Source organism: Bradyrhizobium sp. NBAIM08, assembly GCF_020193935.1.
Taxonomy (GTDB): domain Bacteria; phylum Pseudomonadota; class Alphaproteobacteria; order Rhizobiales; family Xanthobacteraceae; genus Bradyrhizobium; species Bradyrhizobium yuanmingense.
Map to the genome: position 1 here is coordinate 853,769 of NZ_JADYVR010000002.1, position 22,979 is coordinate 876,747.

The 22,979-nt window shown below is 66.1% G+C and carries 2 protein-coding genes; both read right to left on the minus strand.

What is annotated here, in order from left to right; genetic code table 11:
• A complete protein-coding gene (locus I6F37_RS10305; RefSeq protein ID WP_225151087.1) occupies positions 1–16,437 on the minus strand; it encodes a non-ribosomal peptide synthase/polyketide synthase in 16,437 nt (5,478 codons plus the stop codon).
• Positions 16,430–22,978, minus strand: a complete 6,549-nt coding sequence (locus I6F37_RS10310; RefSeq protein ID WP_225151089.1) for a non-ribosomal peptide synthetase — start codon at positions 22,976–22,978, stop codon at positions 16,430–16,432. Before I6F37_RS10310 ends, I6F37_RS10305 begins: the two co-directional genes overlap by 8 nt.
• Position 22,979: the final 1 nt, after the last annotated feature.

Sequence of the window (22,979 nt, forward strand, 5' to 3'; positions counted from 1 at the left end):
TTACTCCGCTGGCTCCGGGACCGTATCCTGCGCGATCGTCGACGCCTCCGCCGGCACGAGCAGACCGCAGATCTCATCGAGCAGGCCGGCATCCCTCAGGATCGTGAAATGGTTGTCGCCGACGAAGCCGCGATCGACCGCCTTCGGCATCTGCGATTCCAGCCGATCACGCTGTGCCAGACGGGTCGAGGTCCACCAGCAGAGCGGCGTGGCTTCCAGGCCCCGCGGCAGCGCTGTGTTCTGCGCCAGCCTGTTGAGGTGCCGTCCGACTGCGAATGCAGCGGACAAATCATCGGCGCCGAGCGAGGCGTCGTTCGCTCTCACGCTCCTGCTCTGCTCCACAACAGAGGCGACCAGATCGCGGATGCGCTCCGGCGTCTCCGGCAAATCAGCGCGTTTCGCTGCCTCGACCTGCGCCTTGATGCGAGAGGCCGCAGCGCTCGGAAGAACCGCCGACAGCAATCCTGCGAGATCGTCGGCCCAGTGTGCCATCGACTCCTGCCGGTTCGGTCCGTCCGGCTGCCGCAGCACGAAGCTGTCGACCAGCGCGAGACGATCGACGCGCTCACCGCCGCGTTCGAGCTCGGCCGCGACGAGACCGACCAGCAGTCCTCCCAAGGACCAGCCGACCAGGCTATAGGGACCGCGCGGCTGCATCCGCCTGATCTCGGCCGCGTAGTCCACGGCCATGGCTTCGAGGGAGGCGTCGGTCCACGAGGGATCGACCAGCATTCTCGATTGCAGCCCGATCAGCTGCCGGTGCCCTTCGAGGCGGCGCGCCAGCGGCCCGTAGTCGAACACTGTGCCGAAGCCGCCATGCACAGCGAAGACCGGGTTCACGCCGCGAACCGCGGCATTCAGCGGCAGCAGCGCCGATGGCGCGGATGCGACGGCGGACGCCGCGGTGGCGCTGCCGGCGAGCAAGGCGCGGATCGTCGGCTTCTGAAGCAGATCGCGCAGCTTGATCTCGATCCCGAACGTCTTGTCCTGACGGACCCGCGCCACGACCTTGAGGCACAGGATTGAATTGCCGCCAAGCTCGAAGAAATTGTCGGTGACGCCGACCTGCGGCACCTCCAGGATCTCGGACCACAGGCGCGCCATTGCAATCTCTGCCGGGGTTCGCGGGGGGACGAAGCTCCGCATCGACGCATCGGGAGCCGGCAATGCACGCCGGTCGATCTTGCCGCTCGACAATGTCGGCAACCGCTCCAGCACCACGATCCGAGCCGGCACCATATAGGCCGGCAGGACGAGCTTCAGGAAACCGGTCAAGCGCTCGACCAGCGTCTCGGCCGCATCAGGCGCGGCGTCATCTGCCGCCTTCGGCGCGACATAGGCAATGAGCTGATTTCCGGCTGCACCCGGCACCGCCACCACCGCGGCCTGCGCGATTGCCTCGTGACGGAGCAGTGAGGTCTGGATCTCTCCGAGCTCGATCCGGAAACCGTTGACCTTGACCTGGTCATCGCTGCGGCCGAGATATTCGACGGTGCCGTCCTCGCGCCATCGCGCCAGATCGCCGGTGCGGTACAGCCGCGCTCCCGGGGCCGACGAGAATGGGTCAGGCACGAAGCGCTCTGCGGTCATACCGGCCTTGCCGTGATAGCACCGTGCCAGCCCAAAGCCGCCGAGATAAAGCTCGCCGGCGACGCCGGCGGGAATAATGTCGAGCGCGGCATCGAGAATGTAGGCACGGCGATCTCCGACCGGCACGCCGATCGGCGCGTAGGGCGTGTCGCATTCCGACGCGCCATCGACTTTCCAGACCAGCGGCGTGACGACGGTTTCGGTCGGACCATAACCATTGATCAGAATGCGTGGCTTGAGAACGCGCCTGACCTTGTCGAAGCCCGCCTTCGGCATCGCCTCGCCGCCGAACGAGTAGAGCTTGACCGGCGGTGGATTGCCGCTCTGCTCGACGCAATCGGCGACCTGCTGGAGGTAGGCCGGCGGCAATCCGATATGGCTGACGCGATGGGCGTGCAGGTTCTCGACGGTCTGTTCCGGCGTCCACAATTCGGCGTCACGCATCAACAGCCGTGCGCCATGCGACAGAACTGTGAGCCAGCGCTCATGAGCGCCGTCGAAGGCCAGCGATAGGAAATGCAGCTCGCAGGAGCTTTCGTCGATCTCGTAGAGGCTGCCCGTGACGCGACAGTGCATCGCCAGCGGACCGTGGGCGACAGCGACGCCCTTCGGCGTCCCCGTCGAGCCCGAGGTGTAAATCAAATAGGCAAGGTTTTCCGGATGCAGTTCGGGCTGCGGCGGATGGTCCGGTCCCGCGTCGAACTCGAACGAAGACAAGGAAATTCGCTCCATGCCGTCCGGGCTGCCCTCGATTTCGAGCGGACCCGTCAACAGGAACGCGATTGCGGCATCGCGCATGACGAACGCGCGCCGCTCCGAGGGCAGCTCGGGATCGAGTGGAACGTAGGCCCCACCCGCCTTGAGCACGGCCAGCAGCGCAATCATCGTGGCAGCAGTTCGCTCGACCACCACGCCGACGCGCTGCTCGGGCTTGAGCCCCCGGGCGATCAGGTGATGCGCCAGGCGGTTGGCCCTGCGCTCGAGGTCTCCGAACGAGAGCACCGAGCTGCCGATGGTCAGCGCCGTCCGCTCCGGATGACGATGCGCATGGCTGCTGATCGCCTCATGTACCAGCGGCAGCGGAGCGCTCGACGTCGCGTGGCGGTTGCAACGATCCGCAAGAGCGGCGTCGAGCTCTGTGACGGGATGGATGCTGCCAAGCACGACCGTGGCATCCCGCGTCAGCTCCGCCAGCAAGAGCTCGAACTGCGCCTTGATCTGCGCCGCCTGCGCTGCGGTGAAATGACTCGGCATATAGGTGTATTCGACCTGGAGCGTGTCTTCGACCAGCACCGAGAGGTCCATCGGATAGTTCGTCACGTCGACACTCTTGAGGCCGCTGAACTGCAATGCGCCTGCGCCGCGGTGCATGCTGCGTTCGATCGGATAGTTCTCGAAGACGATGATGCTGTCGAACATGGTCTGACCGGCGCGGCCGGCCCAGCCCTGGATGTCATAGAGCGGCGTGTGCTCGTAGTCCCGGATCGCCGAATTGCGGTCCTGCAGCGCGCGGAGCCATTCTCCGATCGGGCTTTCGGGCGGAATCGTATCGATCACGGGCAGCGTGTTGATGAAGAGCCCGAGCATCTGCTGCGATCCGTCGAGACCGGCCGGACGACCGGCCACGGTTACGCCGAATGTGACTGTGTTCTGGCCCGTATAGCGTTGCAGCAACAGCGCCCACACGCCCTGGACGACGGTGTTCAGCGTGATCCGTTCGCGGCGCGCGAACGCCTTCAGCTCCGCGGTCGCGGCCTCTCCGAGACGCGTGTAACAGCGTTCGTGGCCGGATGCCTGATGGCGGCGCGCGCCGAAGGCGTCGGCGAGCTGCGTTGGCTGATCAAAGCTCCTGAGTTGTTCACGCCAGAAAGCTTCGGCAGCCTTGGCGTCCTGCGCCTGCAGCCAGGCGATATAGTCGCGGTAGCGCGTCGCGTTCGCGGCAGCAGCGCCGCCGTAATAGCACTCCAGGACTTCTCCGACGAACCTTGCCGAGCTCCAGCCGTCCATCAGGATGTGATGATAGGTCCAGATCAGCCGATACAGGTGGTCCTGGAGGCGCAACAGCCGCACCCGCTGGAGCGGCGGCCTCTGGAGATCGAACTCGGCGGCGCGCTCATCGGCAAGAGCCGCCGCAATTCTTTCATCACTGATCGCCTGCCCTCGCCAGTCCACCTGTGCGAACGGCACGATGGCGTCGCGATAGACGGCTTGCAGCGGGGAGCCGGAGAGCTCACGCCAGAGGAAGCCGGTCCGCAGCATCTGGTGACGCGCGCTCACCTCGCGCCACGCTGTGCCGAGCCGTTCCGGGTCGAGGCCCCGGATCTCGACACTGACCTGGTTGACATAAACGCCGCTGCCGGCATCGCGCAGGCTGTGAAACAGCATGCCCTGCTGCATCGGCGACAGCGGATAGACGTCCTCGACGCGGCTCCAGTTCAGACCGAGCCGTTCGAGCTGCTCGCTGGAGAGTCCCGCCAGCGAACCGCGCTCCGATGCGCGGTCTTCCTTGTCGGGCTCGACATCTCGGGACGACGCAATCAGCGCCTCGATGGTTTGATGCCGGAACACGTCGCGCGGCTCGATGAGCACGCCTTCGCGCCGCGCGCGGCTCACCATCTGCAGCGAGATGATGGAATCACCGCCGAGCTCGAAGAAATTGTCGGTGACGCCGATGTTGGGCTGGCGCAGCAGATCGGCCCAGATCGCGGCCAGTGCGACCTCCGCCGGCGTGCGCGGCGCCACATGCTGGGCGGACGCCGCGAGCTGATCCGGCGCCGGCAATGCCTTGCGGTCGATCTTGCCGTTCGGCGTCAGCGGCAGGCGCTCCAGCACCACGATCCGCGCCGGGACCATGTAGTCGGGCAGCACCGAGGACAGCGCCGTTTTGAGCACCGCTCCATCCAGCGCTTCGCCGCTGACATAGCCGACCAGCTGGCGGCCGGCGCCGGCCTCGCGCGCCACCACCACGGCCGCGCGAACGCCCGGCTGTGCCTGCAGCCGCGCCTCGATCTCGCCGAGCTCGATGCGGAAGCCGCGGATCTTCACCTGGTGGTCGGCGCGGCCGACATAATCGAGCATGCCGTCGGACCGCCACCGCGCCACATCGCCGGTGCGGTACAGCCGCGCCCCCGGCGGACCGAAAGGATCCGGGATGAAGCGCTCCGCCGTCAGGCCGCCGCGCTGCCAATAGCCCCGCGCGAGCCCGCTTCCGCCGATATAGAGCTCGCCGGCGACGCCGACCGGCGCGAGGTTGAGGTCACCGTCGAGAACGTAAAGCGTGGTGTTGCCGATCGGGCGGCCGAGCAGCGGACGATCATCCATCGCATCGAGCCGATGGCACGCCGACCACACCGTGGTCTCGGTCGGGCCGTACAGGTTCCAGACCTCGCCGGCTTGGGCCACCAGCCGCCGCGCCAGATCCGGCGGCAGCGCCTCGCCGCCGCACAGCACCCGGCAGCTCGCCGGCAGCGCAGGACCGTCGTGATCGAGCAGCATCCGCCAGGTTGATGGCGTTGCCTGGATCACGGACACGCCATGCCGCTGCACGATCGTCTTGAGCTTGGCAGGATCATGCGCGGCCGCGCGATCCGCCAGCACGACGCAGGCGCCGATCGTCAGCGGCAGCCACAGCTCCAGGACTGCGATGTCAAAGGACAGCGAGGTCAGTCCGAGCACGTGGTCGCTAGCCGTCATGCCGGGCTGCTTCGCCATGGTCGCCAGGAAGTTCGTCACCGCATCATGGCGGACCATCACGCCCTTGGGCAGACCGGTCGAGCCCGAGGTGTAGATCACATAGACCAGGCTCTCGCCGTGAACGGCGAGATCGAGATTGCCGGCATCGCCGCCCTCGCCGTCCTGTGCATCAATGAGCCAAGCCTCCGCACCGGTCTCCGCTAATATGCTTGCGAACTGATCGTGCAATCTCTCTTGCGTCAGCACCAGCGCCGCGCCGCTGTCGCCCAGCATGTGCGCCAGCCGCTCCGGCGGGTAGTCCGGATCGAGCGGCAGATAGGCCCCGCCGGCCTTCAGCACCGCCAACAGCGCGACCAGCATCTCGACGCCGCGGTCGAGCGCCAGCCCGACTACGATTTCGGTCCCGACGCCGTGATCCCGCAATCGTCGCGCCAGCCGGTTGGCACGTGCATTCAGCGCAGCGTAACTCAGCCCCACCTCGCCGAACACCAGCGCGATCGCCTGCGGCGACTTCCGGACCTGTGCCTCGAATTGCGCAATGATCCCTTCGCGCGGTTCATCCCGGCGCGTATCGTTCGCCCGTGCAAGCAGGACGTCATCCGCGGGGTCGCGGGCCGCGATCATCCCGACCGGTCGATCGGCATCCATGCTCAGCGCCTCGATCAGCCGCACAAAGGTTCGCTGCAGCCGTGCGATCTGGGCCTCGTCGAAATATTTGCGCTGATAGTTGAAGACGAGGCGCAGGCGCTCATCGACGCCGATGCTGGCGAACAAAGGATAATTGCTGCTCTCGACGATCCGGGTTTCGCCGACCTGGATCTGCCGGTTCTGTCCGATCAGCGCGCGGTCGACCGGGTAATTCTCGAACACCAGGATGCTGTCGAATAGCGGCCGTCCGGGGCGCCCTGCCAGCCGCTGGATCTCGTAGAGCGGCGTCGCGCCGAATTCGCGCAGGGCCAGATTGCGATCCTGCAACTCGTGCAACCATGATCCAACGGTCTGCTGCGGGCCGACACCGTCGATGACCGGCAACGTGTTGATGAACAGGCCGACCATCTCTTCGGCGCCGGCGAGCTCCGGCGGTCTGCCCGAGACGGTGACACCGAAGCAGACCGTGCCCTGCCCGGTATGCTGTCGCAGCAACTGCGCCCATGCCGCCTGCACCAGCGTGTTCATCGTGATGCGCTCGCGCGCCGCGAATTCCTGCAACCGTCCGGTCATGGCAGGATCCAGCTCCAGCGCAAGCATGCCATGGCCGGACGTTTCCACGTCCCCCCCTTCGGCCAGGCTGCCTGCGAGGAAGCTCGGCTCGACCAGCCCAGCCGTCGCATTGCGCCAGAACGCCGCCGATGCGTCGCTGTCGCGGCTCTTCAGCCACGCGATGTAGTCGCGATAGCGGTGCCGTAACGGCGGCAGGCGCCCCTCGCCGTTATGTTGCATCACTTCGGCGATGAACCGCGCCGAGCTCCACCCATCGAGCAGAATGTGATGATGCGTCCAGATCAGCCAATGCCTGTCGTTGCCGAGCCGGATCAACCGAACGCGCTGCAAGGGCGGCCGCGACAGGTCAAAGCCGGCGGCCTGCTCCTGCCGCGAAACGTCGGCCAGCGCCGCATCCAGTTGCGCCTGGTCCCAGGTCGCACTCCGTGCCCGCCAGTCATCCTCGATAAAGGGCACTTCGGCCCGTCGATAGACGACCTGTTGCGGCGCGCCGGACAGGTCACGCCAAATAAATCCCGTCCGCAGCACCGCGTGACGATCGCTGGCTGCCTGCCAGGCGCGGCGCAGCTTTCCGGCGTCCAGCCCACGGATCTCCGCCGCGACCTGGTTGACGTAGAGCCCGCTCTCGCCGTCATGCATCGCATGGAACAACATGCCCTGCTGCATCGGCGACAATGGATAGATGTCCTCGATCTCGCGCCAATCAAGCGCAAGCCTGTCGAGCTCGGTCTGACCCAGCCCCGACAACGCCACATCCGATGGTGTCAGACCGCAAGCGCCGCCGGTGCAGTGATCGACCAGCTCGCGCAACGCAGCCTCGTACAACGCAGCCAACCGCTCGACCGTCTCGCGCCGATAGCGCTTGCGGCCGAACCCGAACGATAGAAACAACCGACCATCGCGCACCGTGCCGTTCACGGTCAGCCAGCGTCGCAGCGGGCTCGATGCATCCCGCGATCGGCCGGCGCTTTCCGCTGCCATCTTGAACAGCGCCGCCTCGTCGCCTCCGTCGATCTGGCCGAGATAATTGAACGCAATCTTCGGCTCGCCGGCATGCGATAGCGCCAAACGTTGTTCTTCGGAGCCAAGATAGCGCAATGCGCCGTAGCCCAGCCCGCGGCCGGGAATGCCGCGAAGCTCCTCCTTCACGGTCTTGATCAATGACGAAGGATCTTCCGAGCCACCGGCCAACCGCACGGGAAAAGCCGTCGTAAACCAGCCGACCGTGCGCGAGAGGTCGAGATCGCCAGCGAGAGGCTCGCGGCCATGCCCCTCCAGCTCGACGAGAACGTCGTCCTGCCCACTCCACTGCCAGACGGCGCGTGCAAGGCCGGCAAGAAGGAGATCGTTGATCTGCGTACGATAAGTCGATGGCGCCTCCGCCAGCAGGCGCTGCGTCCATTGCTCTTCGAACGACAGCAGGATTTCATCGGCATCCGCCATGCGATCGAGGTCGGCATGATCGTCGTCGCAGGGAATGTCCGCATGCGCGCCGCGGCTGGCCCAGTAAGGCAATTCCGCCGCCAGTTCAGGGGACGTTGCGTAGGTCCGTAAGCGCTGTCCCCACAGTGCGTAGGCGTGGCTCTTGGGCGGAAGCACAACCGTGGCGTCGCCGTTTCCAAGCCGCGCGTAAGCTGCGGCGATGTCCTCCAGCAGAATGCGCCATGACATCCCGTCGACCACGAGATGGTGGATCACGATCAGGAAACGCTGGCTGCCGTCGGCGACATCGATGCCGATCGCTCGCAAAAGCCTGCCCTCGGAGATGGACAGGCTCGCCTGCGCCGACGATGCCAGCGCCGTCACGGCATCGCGGCCGGCCGCCTGCCGGACCCAGAGCAGGTCCTCCGCGCCCACAGCAGCGCCGTGCTCGGCACACCAGTTCCCTTGCCTCTCCTCGAAGTGGAGGCGCAGTGCATCATGATGATCGACCACGGCGGCGAGTGCGCGCCGCATCACGTTCCAGTCGAGACGCTCTCTCGGCTGCAACAGCACCGCCTGGTTCCAATGATCCCGGTTCTCCATGTCCTCCGCAAAGAAGCGGGATTGAATCGGCAAGAGCGGATGCGGGCCGGTGACCTGCCCTTGGTCGGCGAGCGTGCCCGCGCGCTGTTGCGAACGCGCTGCAAGCGCCAAAGCCTCCAAGGTCTGGTGCTGAAACACGTCACGCGGTTCGATCAGGTATCCGGCGCGCCGGGCGCGGCTCACCATCTGGAGCGAGATGATGGAATCGCCCCCGAGCTCGAAGAAATTGTCGGTGAGGCCGACGGCCGGCCGGCCGAGCAGCTCGGCCCAGATCGCCGCAAAAGCCATCTCCGCAGGCGTGCGTGGCGCCTGATGATCCGCATGGCCATGGGCCATGTCGGGCGCCGGCAGCGCCTGGCGATCAACCTTGCCGCTCGGCATCAAGGGCAGCCGCTCCAGCACGGCAATTCTCGGCGGCACCATGTAATCCGGCAGGACGGCCGACAGCGCTGTCCGCAGCGCAGCCTCTTCCAACTCCGCCGTGCCGCTGACGTAGCCAACGAGCTGCCGGCCGGCGCCGACCTCTCGCGCCACCACCACGGCGGAGCGAACGCCGGGCTGCTCGAGCAGCCGCGCCTCGATCTCGCCGAGCTCGATGCGGAAGCCGCGGATCTTGACCTGGTGATCCGCGCGTCCGACATAGTCGATCGCGCCATCGGCGCGCCAGCGCGCCAGGTCTCCCGACCGATAGAGCCGCTCGCCTTGCTCCCCGAAGGGATCGGGAATGAAGCGCTCCGCCGTCAGCTTCTCGCGCCGCCAATAGCCCCTCGCCAAACCGGCCCCGCCGATGAACAACTCGCCAGTCACGCCTGCCGGAACCATGTTCAGATCGGCGTCGAGGATGCGGATCGTCACGCCGGGAATGGGCTGGCCGATCGGCACGCTCGTCCCATCCTCGTCGCGACAAGTCCAATACGTGGCGTTGATGAGAGCCTCGGTCGGACCGTAGCGATTGTCGAATCGCACGTGGGGGAACGCCGCACGTACACGCGTCATGAGATCGAGCGACAGCGCCTCGCCGCCAGCAAACAGGCGCTTGATCGAGGTGCAGCGCGCCGCGCCGGGCTCGGCCACGAAATGCTCGAGCATCTGCGGCACGAAGTGCAGCGTCGTCACGTCATGGGCGATGACGGCGTCCACCAGGAGTCGCGGCTCGCGATGCGCGCCTGGAGCCGCGATCACGAGCCGCGCGCCGGTTGCGAGCGGCCACAATATCTCCCAAACCGAGACGTCGAAGCTGAACGGGGTCTTGTGCAGCAAGGTCTCGGCAGGATCGAGACGATACTCCGCCTGCATCCAGTCAAGCCGCGCCGCCAGCGCGCGATGCGAGCAGGCCACGCCCTTGGGCACGCCGGTCGAGCCTGATGTGTGCATCACATAAGCCAGGCTGTCCGGATGAAGCGCCGCACCGGGATTGCCGGCATGGGCTTCGATCCGAGCTTCAGCCTCGCCGTCGATTGTCCAGGCCTCGACGTCCGCATCCGTGATCACAGACGCCAGATGCGGAAGCAGCCGCTCCTGGGTCAGCACCAGCGCCGTTCCGCTATCACGCAGCATGTGGAGCAGGCGATCGGACGGGTAGTCGGGATCGAGCGGCAGATAGGCGCCTCCGGCCTTCAGCACGGCCAGGACGCCGACGATCAGCTCGATGCTGCGCTCGAGCGCCAAGCCGACCAGCCGGTCGCGACTGATCCCGTGCTCCCGCAACCGCCATGCCAGGCGATTGGCACGCGCGTTCAGCTCGCCATAGCTGATCTGCCGTTCACTGAAGATCAACGCGATCGACGATGGCGAAGCCGCGGCCCGGGCTTCGATCTGCGCGACGATAGTGTCGCCAAGCTTCGGTGCCCGCTCGGCGCTGCCGCCCCAGCCGAGCAATCTCTGCTCCTCATCGGCATCGAGGCTGTCCAGCGCGCCCAGCGGCCGCGAGGCGTCCGCCACGATCCTGGCCAGCAGTTGCGACAGCGAGGCTTGCAGATATCTGATATGATCGTGGTCGAGGCGGCTGCGATCGTAGCGAAAGCCCAGATTGATGCCGTCGGGCTTGGCGAAGACCGCCACCGTCAGCGCATAGTTGGTGATCGAGACCTGCTCGACCCGGCCGAACCGGCGTCCGCTTTCGCTCTCGCCCCGCAGCGCCTGATCGACCGGATAGTTCTCGAACACGAGGATGTTGTCGAACAACGCGCGTCCGGAACGGCCGGCAAGACGCTGGATTTCGTACAGCGGCATCCAGCCGTGATCGCGCAGATCCGTGTTGCGCGCCTGGAGATCGCGCAGCCACGCTCCGATCTCGGTTTGCGGGCTTGCCTGATCGACGACGGGCAGCGTGTTGATGAACAGGCCGACCATCTCCTCGGCCCCGCTGATCTCCGCCGGCCGGCCCGAGACCGTCGCACCGAAACAGACCGCGCGCTGACCGGTGTGGCGGCGCAACAGCTGCGCCCAAGCGCCTTGCACCAGCGTGTTCAGCGTGACGCGCTCGCGCCGCGCAAAGGCTTGCAGGCTTGCCGTCAGGTCGGCCGTGAGCAGCAGGTCCGACGAGCCATGGCCGGAAGCACCGTTGGCCGCAGGTCCTCCCAGCGTGTCCGCTAGGAAGCTGGGCTCGTCCAATTCGGCCAAGGCCGATCGCCAGAACGACGCGGACGCGTCGCGGTCCTGCCTTTGCAGCCACGCGATGTAGTCGCGGTAGCGGCCCTTCACGGCCGATAGTCGCGCACCGCGTTCGTGCTGCAGGATCTCAGCCATGAGACGCGCGGCGCTCCAGCCGTCGAGCAGGATATGGTGATGGGTCCAGATCAGCCAGTGGCGTGCCTCGTCGAGCCGGATCAGCCGGACCCGCTGCAATGGCGCCTGAGACAGATCGAATGCCCTGGTACGTTCGGCTTGCGCAATACCCGCGAGCGCAACCCGCAGCTCCTCCTCTTCCATGGCGGCCGCCCGCGAGCGCCAGTCTTCTTCCTCGAATGGCAAAGGCGCAGAGCGATAGACCACCTGCTGCGCGGCCCCCGACAGCTCGCGCCACGCAAATCCGGTTCGCAACACGGCGTGGCGCGAGCTGATCTCGTGCCAGGCTGCGCGCAGCCTGCCGGCCTCGAGACCACGGACCTCCAGGCCGATCTGGTTGACGTAATTGCCGCTCTCGCCATCACGAAGGGCATGGAACAGCATGCCCTGCTGCATGGGCGACAGCGGATAGATGTCCACGATCTCGCGGCAGTCGATCGTCGCGACCAGCGCGTCGAGATCAGCCTGCTTGAGGTTCGACAAGGCGAAGTCCGACGGCGTGATGCCGCGGGCGCCGCCCGTGCAATGCGCGACGAGTTCGCGCAAGGAAGCCGCGTAATGCTCGGCGAGACGTTCGATCGTTGCGCGCCGGTAACGCCTGCGGCCATAGCTGAACGACAGGCGCAACTGTCCTTCGCCGACCTGACCGTTGATGCTGACCCAGCGGCCGAGTGGCGCGCTTTCGCTGCGCATCGGCCCCGAGCTCTCGGGCGCGAGGCGGAACGGGGCACTCTCTCCCATGCTGGAATCGAACTGGCCGAGATAGTTGAAGACGATGCGCGGCTCAGGGCGTGTCGCCAGTGCGCTCCGCTGCGCCTCGGGGCCGAGATGGCGCAGGATGCCGTACCCCAGCCCGCGGTTGGGAACGGCCCGAAGCTCCTCCTTGATGGATTTGATCAGAGAGGCATCGTCCTCGGAGCCACCCGACAGCCGCACCGGAAAAGCAGTGGTGAACCAGCCGATGGTGCGGGACACATCGGCGCCCGCAAAGACGTCTTCGCGGCCATGGCCCTCGAGCTCAACGACGACATCCTCAATCCCGCCCCAGCGTGACACCGCTCGCGCAAGTGCCGCCAGCAGGAGATCATTGACCTGGGTGCGGTAGGCGGCCGGGGCTTCCTTCAGCAGCCGCGTGGTCAATCCGGCGTCGAACGCCAGCAGGACTTCATCGCCGTCTGCAACCCGGTCGACCCCGCCATGATCGTCATCGCAGGGAAACGCGGCATGCGATCCTCGCTCCAGCCAATAATCGAGCTCGGCTGCCAGCTCGTCGGTCGCAGCATAGGTCTGCAATCGCGCGCCCCAGGATGCATAAGAGTCGCTCCTCGCCAGCGCGACTGAAGCCGCGCCCTGACGGAGCTGATCGTACGCCGTCGCAAAGTCTTCGAGCAGCACACGCCATGACACGCCGTCGATGACGAGATGATGCACCACCACCAGAAGCCGCTGGCTGCCGTCCGCGAGATCCATGCCGACCACACGCAACAGCGGCCCGGCCAGCGACAGGCTGGCCTGAGCTTGTGAGGCGACCTTCGTGACTGCGGCGGCATCCTGGAGGTCACCAAGAATCCACAGCAGCTCGGACGTTGGCGGTGTAGCGCCGTACGTCGCGCGCCAACCGCCATCAATCTCCTCGAAACGCAGGCGCAGGGCCGCATGATGCGCGACAAGAGCGGCAAGCGTGAGCTCGACGAGCTTCCAGTCGAGCCGCGACTTCGGCATCAGCAGGACGGCCTGATTCCAGTGATGACGGTCCCCTGCATCCTCACTGAGGAACCGCAACTGGATCGGCAGCAGCAGGTGCTCGCGGCCGTCGAGATCGATCTCAGCGGCGACGATCTCCGCTTTGTCTTCACTCCGCGCCACGCGCGCCAGATCCTGCAAGGTCTGATGCCGGAAGACGTCACGCGGCTCGATCAGCAGGCCCGTCTGGCGCGCGCGACCGACCAGCTGCAGCGAGATGATGGAATCGCCGCCGAGCTCGAAGAAATTGTCGGTGGCGCCGATGGCGGGCTGGCCGAGCAGCTCGGCCCAGATCGCAGCGAGCACCGTCTCGGCTGCGGAGCGCGGCGCGACATGCGCGGTGGTTGCGGCCGGCATCTCAGGCGCCGGCAGGGCGTCGCGATCAACCTTGCCGTGCGCGGTGAGCGGCAGCCGGTCCAATCGCACGATGCGGGCCGGCACCATGTAGTCGGGCAGCTCATCCGAGAGCGCCGCACGCATCGCCGCTTCGTCGAACGGCCCATCGCCGGCGACATAGCCGACCAGCTGACGGCTGACGCTGGCTTCAAGGGCAACGACCACGGCCGACCGCACGCCGGCCTGCCGCATCAGCCATGCCTCGATCTCGCCGAGCTCGATCCGGAAGCCGCGGATCTTCACCTGATGATCGGTCCGGCCCACATATTCGATGACGCCATCGGCGCGCCACCGCGCCAGATCGCCGGTGCGATACAGCCGCGCGCCCGGCGCGCCAAACGGATCAGGGACGAAGCGGTCGGCCGTCAGCTCGGCGCGCTGCCAGTAACCGCGCGCCAAGCCCTCGCCGCCGATGAACAGTTCACCGGTCACGCCGACCGGGACGATGTTGAAATCATTGTCCAGGATGTAGGCCGAGCGGCGGCCCACCGGGCGACCGATCGGGGCATAATTGCCGTCGATCTCCTCGCTCGCATCGACCTTCCAGACCAGCGGCGTGACCACGGTTTCGGTCGGCCCGTAGCCGTTGATCAATGCCCGCGGCTTGAGCGCGCGCTTGACCTTGTCGAAGCCGGCCTTTGGCATCGCCTCGCCGCCGAACGAGTACAACTCGACTGGCGGCGGATCGCCACGCCACATCGCGAAATCAGCGAGCTGTTGCAGGTAGGCGGGCGGGAATCCGGCATTGGTGACGCGCTGCCGGCGCAGAACCTCGATAGTCTGTTCGGCGGACCACAGGTCCGCATCCCGCATCACGAGCGCCGCGCCGCAGGTCAGTGCGGTCCAGAGCCGCTCATGGGCGCCATCGAAGGTGAAGGACAGGAAGTGCAGCTCGCGCGAGTGCCGATCCATGTCGTAGAGCCCGGCCGTCACCTCGCAGTGCATGGCGAACGGACCGTGTTCGACCGCGACGCCCTTGGGGATGCCGGTGGAGCCGGAGGTGTAGATCACATAGGCAAGGCTGGTTGGCACCACCGCGATCTCGGGATCGCTTTCGCTCTCCTTGGCGAGATCGATCGCACCGAGCGGAACGACCACAACGCCAGCTGGCGGCGGCGTTAACGCCGAACTATCTGCGTCGACCAGCACGACACGCGCGCCGGCATCGCGCAGGGTGCCGACCTGTCGTCTGGCCGGATGCTCGGGATCGAGCGGCAGATAGGCTGCACCCGTCTTCAAGATGGCGAGCAGCGCTGTAATGAGGCCTGGCGAACGCCGTGCCGAGACACCGACAAGGTCGTCGCGCCCGACACCGAGGCGGATCAGGTGGTGTGCGAGCCGATTGGCGCGGCGGTTGAGCTCGGCATAGCTGATTTCATAGTCACCGAAGACCAGCGCCGGCGCGTCGGGCGTTTCGGCGGCCAGCCGTGCAACCGTCCGATGCACCGGTGTGAACGATGAGCTTGCCGTTTCGTCGGCGCGATTCCATTGCCGCAACTGCCCCAGTTCCTGTTCGGACAGCAACGCCACATCGGCGATCCCTTGCGCGTCGTCGGCAACCATGGCCTTCAGGGTCGTGGTCCAATGCGCGGCAAGACGCTCGATCGTCGCCGCCTCGAACAGCGCCGCCGCATAGGTAAAGACGGCGCGGATTTCGCCTGACAGCCCCTCCTCGGTATCGAGCGCGAGGTCGAACTTGACGGCATCGACCTCCGTATCGATCGTCTCGATCTGGAGACCGGTCCGATCCGATGGACTAGCCGACGCCCGACGGCGCTGGTGATTGTAGAGGACCTGGAACAGTGGATTCTGACTCAGGCTGCGCGTGGGCCGAAGGATTTCGAGCAGACGTTCGAACGGCAGGTCCTGGTTTTCCTGTGCCTCGACAGTGGCCGCATGAACCGCCGCAATGAAGTCCGCGATCGCCGCGCGGCCGTCGATCTGCGTGCGAAGCACCTGGGTATTGACGAACAGACCGATCACGCCGCGCGCTTCGCCGCGATGCCTGTTGGCGACGGGCACGCCGATGTTGATGTCGGACTGCCCGGTGTAGCGATAGAGCAGCAGCTTGAAGCTCGCCAGCAGGACGGCGAACAGGGTCGTGCGATGCCGCCGCGCGAGCCCGCGCAAGCCATCGGCTAGCGCCGGGTCGAGCGGGATGCGATGTGCCGATCCCGCCAGATCCGGGACCGCCGGGCGCGGCCGGTCGATCGGCAGCTGGAGCACCGCCGGATCGGCGAGACGCCTGGTCCAGTAGCCGACCTGCCGTTCGCCATCGACCGCACTCATCCAGAGCCGCTGCCATTCGGCGTAGTCGGCATAGTCAATCTCCGGCTCCGGCAGCGCCGGTTCTTCACCGCAAGCGAATGCCGCGTACAGTTTCCAGAACTCGTCAACCAGCACGCCCATCGACCAGCCGTCGGCCACGATATGGTGCAGGCTGACGACGAGGAAGTGATCGCCCTCGTCCAGCGTCAGCAGCGTCGCGCGCATAAGCGGGCCGGCCTCGAGATCGAACGGCAGCGAAGCCTCCTGCCGCGCAAGCTCGCGCGCCTGCCGTTCGCGGTCGTCGCCATCGAGGGCCAGGTGCCGCAATGCGGCCGGCTGCGGAACCTGGATGACTTGTTCGGCCTGCTCCCCTTCCTGCCGAAAGACGGTGCGAAGCGCGCTGTGGCGGGCGACAAGCATATCGAACGCCTGTTGCAATGCGCGTGGTTGCAGCTGGCCGCGCACGCGCACCGTCGCTGATATGTTGTAGGCCGCGCTGGACGGATCCATCCGCCACAGGAACCAGAGGCGCGCTTGCGCAAAGGACAGCGGCGCCCGCTTATGCCCCTGGCGCACGATCGGCAGCATGGCGAGGTTGACGCCCTTCGCCGCGAGCTGCGACACGAACGCGTGCTGCTTGCCGGAATCGAGACGCATCAAGCGCCGTGAAATGTCGCGCAGCTGCTGCTTTTGCGTGGTTGCCGTGTCACTCATGGGACAGTTCGACTTCCTTCAACAGGTCGAGCATCGCTACGATGTCGTCGCTTCGCTTGTCGATCTCGCTCTCCAGGCCCAGCGCAGCAGCCATGGTTTCAACGGTCGTCAATTCAAACAGACGATTGAGCGGCAGGTCGTGGCCGAGATCCCGCTTGATGCGGCTGACGAGCTGGACCGCGATCAAGGAATCGCCGCCGAGCTCGAAGAAATTGTCGGTGACACCGATATTGGGCTGGCGCAGCAGATCGGCCCAGATCGCGGCCAATGCAGCCTCCGCCGGCGTGCGCGGCGCCACATGCTGGGCGGACGCCGCGAGCTGATCCGGCGCCGGCAATGCCTTGCGGTCGATCTTGCCGTTCGGCGTCAGCGGCAGACGCTCCAGCACCACGATCCGCGCCGGGACCATGTAGTCGGGCAGCACCGGGGACAGCGCCGTTTTGAGCGCCGCCCCATCCAGCGCTTCGCCGCTGACATAGCCGACCAGCTGGCGGCCGGTGCCGGCCTCGCGCGCCACCACGACGGCGGCGCGAACGCCCGGCTGCGCCTGCAGCCGTACCTCGATCTCGCCGAGCTCGATGCGGAAGCCGCGGATCTTCACCTGGTAATCGGCACGGCCGACATAATCGAGCACGCCGTCGGACCGCCACCGCGCCACATCGCCGGTGCGGTACAGCCGCGCCCCCGGCGGACCGAAAGGATCCGGGATGAAGCGCTCCGCCGTCAGGCCGCCGCGCTGCCAATAGCCCCGCGCGAGCCCGCTTCCGCCGATATAGAGCTCGCCGGCGACGCCGACCGGCGCGAGGTTGAGGTCACCGTCGAGAACGTAAAGCGTGGTGTTGCCGATCGGGCGGCCGAGCAGCGGACGATCATCCATCGCATCGAGCCGATGGCACGCCGACCACACCGTGGTCTCGGTCGGGCCGTACAGGTTCCAGACCTCGCCGGCTTGGGCCACCAGCCGCCGCGCCAGATCCGGCGGCAGCGCCTCGCCGCCGCACAGCACCCGGCAGCTCGCCGGCAGCGCAGGACCGTCGTGATCGAGCAGCATCCGCCAGGTTGATGGCGTTGCCTGGATCACGGACACGCCATGCCGCTGCACGATCGTCTTGAGCTTGGCAGGATCATGCGCGGCCGCGCGATCCGCCAGCACGACGCAGGCGCCGATCGTCAGCGGCAGCCACAGCTCCAGGACTGCGATGTCAAAGGACAGTGAGGTCAGTCCGAGCACGTGGTCGCTAGCCGTCATGCCGGGCTGCTTCGCCATGGTCGCCAGGAAATTGGTCACGGCATCATGGCGGACCATCACGCCCTTGGGCAGACCGGTCGAGCCCGAGGTGTAGATCACATAGACCAGGCTCTCGCCGTGAACGGCGAGATCGAGATTGCCGGCATCGCCGCCCTCGCCGTCCTGTGCATCAATGAGCCAAGCCTCCGCACCGGTCTCCGCTAATATGCTTGCGAACTGATCGTGCAATCTCTCTTGCGTCAGCACCAGCGCCGCGCCGCTGTCGCGCAGCATGTGCGCCAGCCGCTCCAGCGGGTAGTCCGGATCGAGCGGCAGATAGGCCCCGCCGGCCTTCAGCACCGCCAGCAGTGCGACCAGCATCTCGACGCCGCGGTCGAGCGCCAGCCCGACTACGATTTCGGTCCCGACGCCGTGATCCCGCAATCGTCGCGCCAGCCGGTTGGCACGCGCATTCAGTGCGGCATAGCTCAGCGCCACCTCGCCGAACACCAGCGCGATCGCCTCAGGTGACTTCCGGACCTGTGCTTCAAATTGCTCGATCAACGACTGTCGCCGATCATGCGCCTGCGTCCGGTTCCACGTCTCCAGCAACAGCTGCCGCTCGTCGTGGGGCAAAATGTCGAGCTGCCGGACCGGCGCACGCGGCGCGCGATCCAGCGCATCGGCCAATTGATCGAGTGCCTGCTGCATCATGGCGCAAATGCGATCGGCCGAGAACGGATGGACGATCTGGGCGGTCAGGCCAAGCGCCTGGCCATAATCCTCGACCGCCAGCATCAGGGGATAATTGGTGCGTTCCTCGCCCCCGAGCCATTCGATGCCGGTGCTCTCCCTGTTGGCAGCCAGATCCGCCGGCATTGCATTGTGCCGATAGTTCAGGACCGCGCTGAACAGAGGCGCAGGTGCCGTGACGCCGCTGCATCGCTGCGCGAGCGCCAGGGAGGCGTGCTCGTGTGCCATCAGTTCGGTCAGCCGGCGATGCGCATCACGAACGCTGTCCTCGACCGCAGCGTCACCAAGATCCAGCCGCAACGGCAAGGTGTTGATGAACAAGCCCATGGTGCGATCGCCGCCCGCGCCGGCGTGCATGCGGCCGAACAGGACGGTCCCGAACACCACGTGCTCGCGCCCGCTGGTTCGCGCCACCACCTGCCCCCAGGCGAGATGGCAAAGGCTGGCGAGGCTGACGCCCAACCGCCGCGCCTGCACACGAAGCCTTGCGTTCAACCCTTCAGGCAGCATTCGCCGGGCTTCCACGACGCCACCGCCGTCGCCGTGCACCCGGTCCAGTCCAAACGGTGTGGTCGGCTCGTCGATGTCGGCGAGCATGCCGCGGAAGAAACGCTCATGCTCCACGGTCGCCGCCGATCCGCGCGCCTGTGCCACCAGATTCCGGAACGGATAAGGCGGCGGCAATTCGTGGCTCCGCCCGGACAGGATCTTCCCGACCTCGTCGTGCATCACTTCGAGCGTGGAGTGGTCGCCAATCAAATGATGCAGCAGGACCAAAAGCAGCCAGCGCTCTCCACCCGGATCGGCCGCGACCGCAAATCGCAAAAGCGGCGGCCGTCCGAGATCGATCCGATGCAAACGCGGATCGAATCGTCGCGCGAGCTGCTCATCCCCAGGGCCTTCGCCATCCAGCACGACCTCGTCGACGACCAAGGACGCCTGCCGCCAAACCACCTGTGCCGGCGTGGACAGTCCGCTCCACACGATAGACGTTCGCAGAATGTCGTGACGGGCGACCACCTGCCGGACCGCGTCGAGATAGCGATCGAGCAGGTCGCGGCTGGCAAATGCCATTCGGCCGACCAGCAGATAGGGATCGCCTTCCTTCGACAGCAGGTGGTGGAAGAGAATGCCATCCTGAAGTGGCGAGAGGCCGTAGACATCTTGGATGTTGGCGACGCCGCCAGGAACGTCGGCCACGATGCTGTCGATGTCGGATTGCGTCAACGTGATCAGCGGCAACAATTCCGGTGTGATCGCCGTCGTCTGCCGGGTGATCTGATTGACCGGAACGTCGGCTTCTACGCCGCCATCGAGGCTGGCGGCAAATTCCGCCAGCACCGGCTTCGCGAACAGCATGCGCGCATCCGCCCTCAGCGCATGCCGCTGCAATCGCTCCAGCATGCGCACTGCGAGCAGCGAGTGGCCGCCGAGCTCGAAGAAGTGGTCACTGCGTCCGATCCGATCGACGCCCAAGAGCTCGGCCCAGATATTTGCGACAATCTGCTCGACCTCGCCGCGCGGCGGTTCGAAACGGCGCCGCGCATATGCATCGTTCTCCGGCGCCGGTAGCGCCTTGCGGTCCACCTTGCCATTCGGCGTGAGCGGGAGTGCATCGAGACTTACGAAAGCTGACGGCACCATGTAGTCCGGCAGACACGCACGCAGGTGATCGCGCAACGCGCTGGCAAGCTCTCCGCGATCGCGCCTTACGCCCCCCCTAGCGGCCACATAGGCGACCAGCCGCATGTCGCCGCCATGATTGCGCTGCACCAGCACGATTGAATCGGCAACGTCGGCGTGCTCGTTGAGCCGAAACTCGATTTCAGCGAGCTCGATACGAAAGCCACGGATCTTGACCTGGTGGTCGTTGCGGCCGAGAAACGCAATATTGCCGTCCGGGAGATAGCGGCCGAGATCGCCGGTGCGGTACATGCGTGCATCCGCATCGCCGCAGAAGGGATCGCGCACGAAGCGTTCCGCCGTCAGATCGGCGCGATTGAGATAACCGCGCGCGATGCCGACCCCTCCGATATGGATTTCACCGACCGCACCGAGCGGAACGGGCGCACCGAACCGGTCCAGAAGATAGATCCGCGCATTCGGCAGCGGTCGACCGATCGGAGCCGCGTCGCCATCAAAGCCCCGATGCCGCAACCAGCTCGTGGCGCAGACCGTTGCTTCCGTCGGCCCATAACCGTTGAAGACGGCAATATCAGGAGGCAATCCCTTGACCAGCTCGGCCCTGGGCAATTCACCGGCAAGAACGAGAACCCGCAACGAGGCGAGCCGTTCGAGATCGGTCCGCCCGTGCAGCATCGCCGGCGGCAAGGTCGCATGCGTGATCGCATTGTCCGCGAGATAGCCGAACAATGCCGCGGTGTCCTGATGCTCGCGCGTGCCGGCCAGAAACAGCGCGGCGCCCGAGCACAGGGCCATGACGATTTCCCAGATGCTGGCATCGAAGCTGAGCGAGGCAAATTGCACGACGCGACTGCTCGAATTGACGTTGAACAACGCCCGCTGCGCCAACGCCAAATTCACCAGGCCACGGTGCTCGACCATCACCCCCTTCGGCCGACCGGTCGAGCCGGACGTGTAGATGATGTAAGCGAGGCTTCGCGCAGTCAGGCCTTCGAGGAGAACACTCGGATCCGACGTCGCCAGCCCTGCGTCTGCGTCGGGGTCGACCATCTCGCAGGTCCCATCTGGAATGATCGCGCGTCCTGTGGCGTCTGCGATCAGCAGGCGCGGCCTGGCATCGTCGACAATCTGACGTAGCCGCTCCGCAGGATAAGCGGGATCGAGCGGCAGATAGGCGCCGCCCGCCTTCAGCACGGCCAGCAGGCTCACCACCATTGCGATGCCCCGCGGCAGGCAGATCGCAACGGGCTGATCCGGCACCACTCCCAAGGTGATCAAGTGCCGCGCAAGCCTGTTCGCCCGCGCATCGAGCTCGCTATAGCTCAGACGAACGTCCTCGTATGCCAGCGCAATGGCGTCCGGCGCCCTTCTCACCTGCTCCGCAAACAGATCTTGAATGCAGCTTTCGGAGGGAAACGGCGTGGCCGTCTCGTTCCAAGTGTCGAGAACGCGCCTGCGCTCATCGGCACCAATGATATCGATCCGATCGACCTCCTGGTCCGCATCGGAGATCATCGCCCGCAGCACGGTCAACAGATAGCCCCGATGGCGCGTGATCGTCGCTTCGTCGAATAGCGACGTCGCATAATTCAGGGAGCCGACAATGCGCCCGTCCATCTCGCCGAGATTGAGCTCGAGATCGAACTTGACCTGTTGCAGCGGAATATCAGCGACCTCGGCTTTGAGGCCGGGCAACTCGAGAGGCCCCCTCTCGTTGTTTTGCCAGGCGAACACGGCCTGGAAGACCGGTGTCTGCTCCGGCCGTCGCAGCGGTTGGACGATCTCGACGACCTGCTCGAACGGTAGGTCCTGATGATCCTGCGCCGCGAGCGCCGCCGCGCGCACGCGGCGGAGCAGTTCGGCCACGCTGGGCTCCGCCGAGAGATCAACGCGGACAGCCAGCATGTTGACGAAGAATCCGATCAGGCCCTCGATCTCCGGCCTATTTCGGTTGGCCGTCGGAGTCCCGATGACGATATCGGTCTGCGAGGAGAGTCTCGACAACACCACTGCCCAGGCCGCCAGCACCGTCATGAAAGCACTGGCGCCATGCGACTGACTCAGTCGCCTGATGCCGGAGGCCAGCTCCACATCGATTTCGATCGGCAGGGACGCCCCGGCGAGCGACCTGATTGGCGGACGCGGCCGATCCGTCGGCAATTCAAGCACGGCAGGAGCGTCCGCGAGTGCTTCTCGCCAATAGTCGACCTGCCGCTGCAAGCGTTCGCCCGACAGCCATTGCCGCTGCCAGACGGCATAGTCCGGATACTGGATTGCCAATGGCGGCAGAGGATCGTCCTTGCCGGCGGCGAATGCCCGGTAGAGAGCGCCGAGCTCGCGCATGAGCACGCCGATCGACCAGCCATCGGAGACGATGTGATGCTGGGTGAGCAAGAAGAGATGCTCTCCCTCCGCCATCCGGATCAGGCGACCGCGGACCAACGGTCCAGCGGCGAGATCGAACGGCGTCGCGGCCTCCTCGCGGCAGAGGCGCGCCAGCTCCTGCTCGCGATCGTCCCGGCTACTCAGATCATGTTCGAGCAGCGGCACACGCGCATCCGTGGGCAGCAGCACCACGCGCGGCTGTTCGTCCACTACGCGAAAGACGCTGCGCAGGGCTTCGTGGCGCGCGAACACACGGTCGATGCTGCGACGCAAGGCTTCGAGATCGAGCTCGCCCGTAAGCCGCAATGCTCCGCGAATGTGATAGCTGGAATTCGTACCATCGAGCTGCGCCAGCAGCCAGAGCCGCTGCTGCGCAAAGGACATTTCCAACGATCCGCTCCGCGCCACCACCGGAATGGCACTGGCGCCACTCCTGTCGGCACTCCGGCCGCGATCCCTGGCCAGCGCGACGAGCTTTCTCATCTGCTGGGGATCCAGATCGCGTAAGCTCGGCTTTGCCGTGTCAGCCATG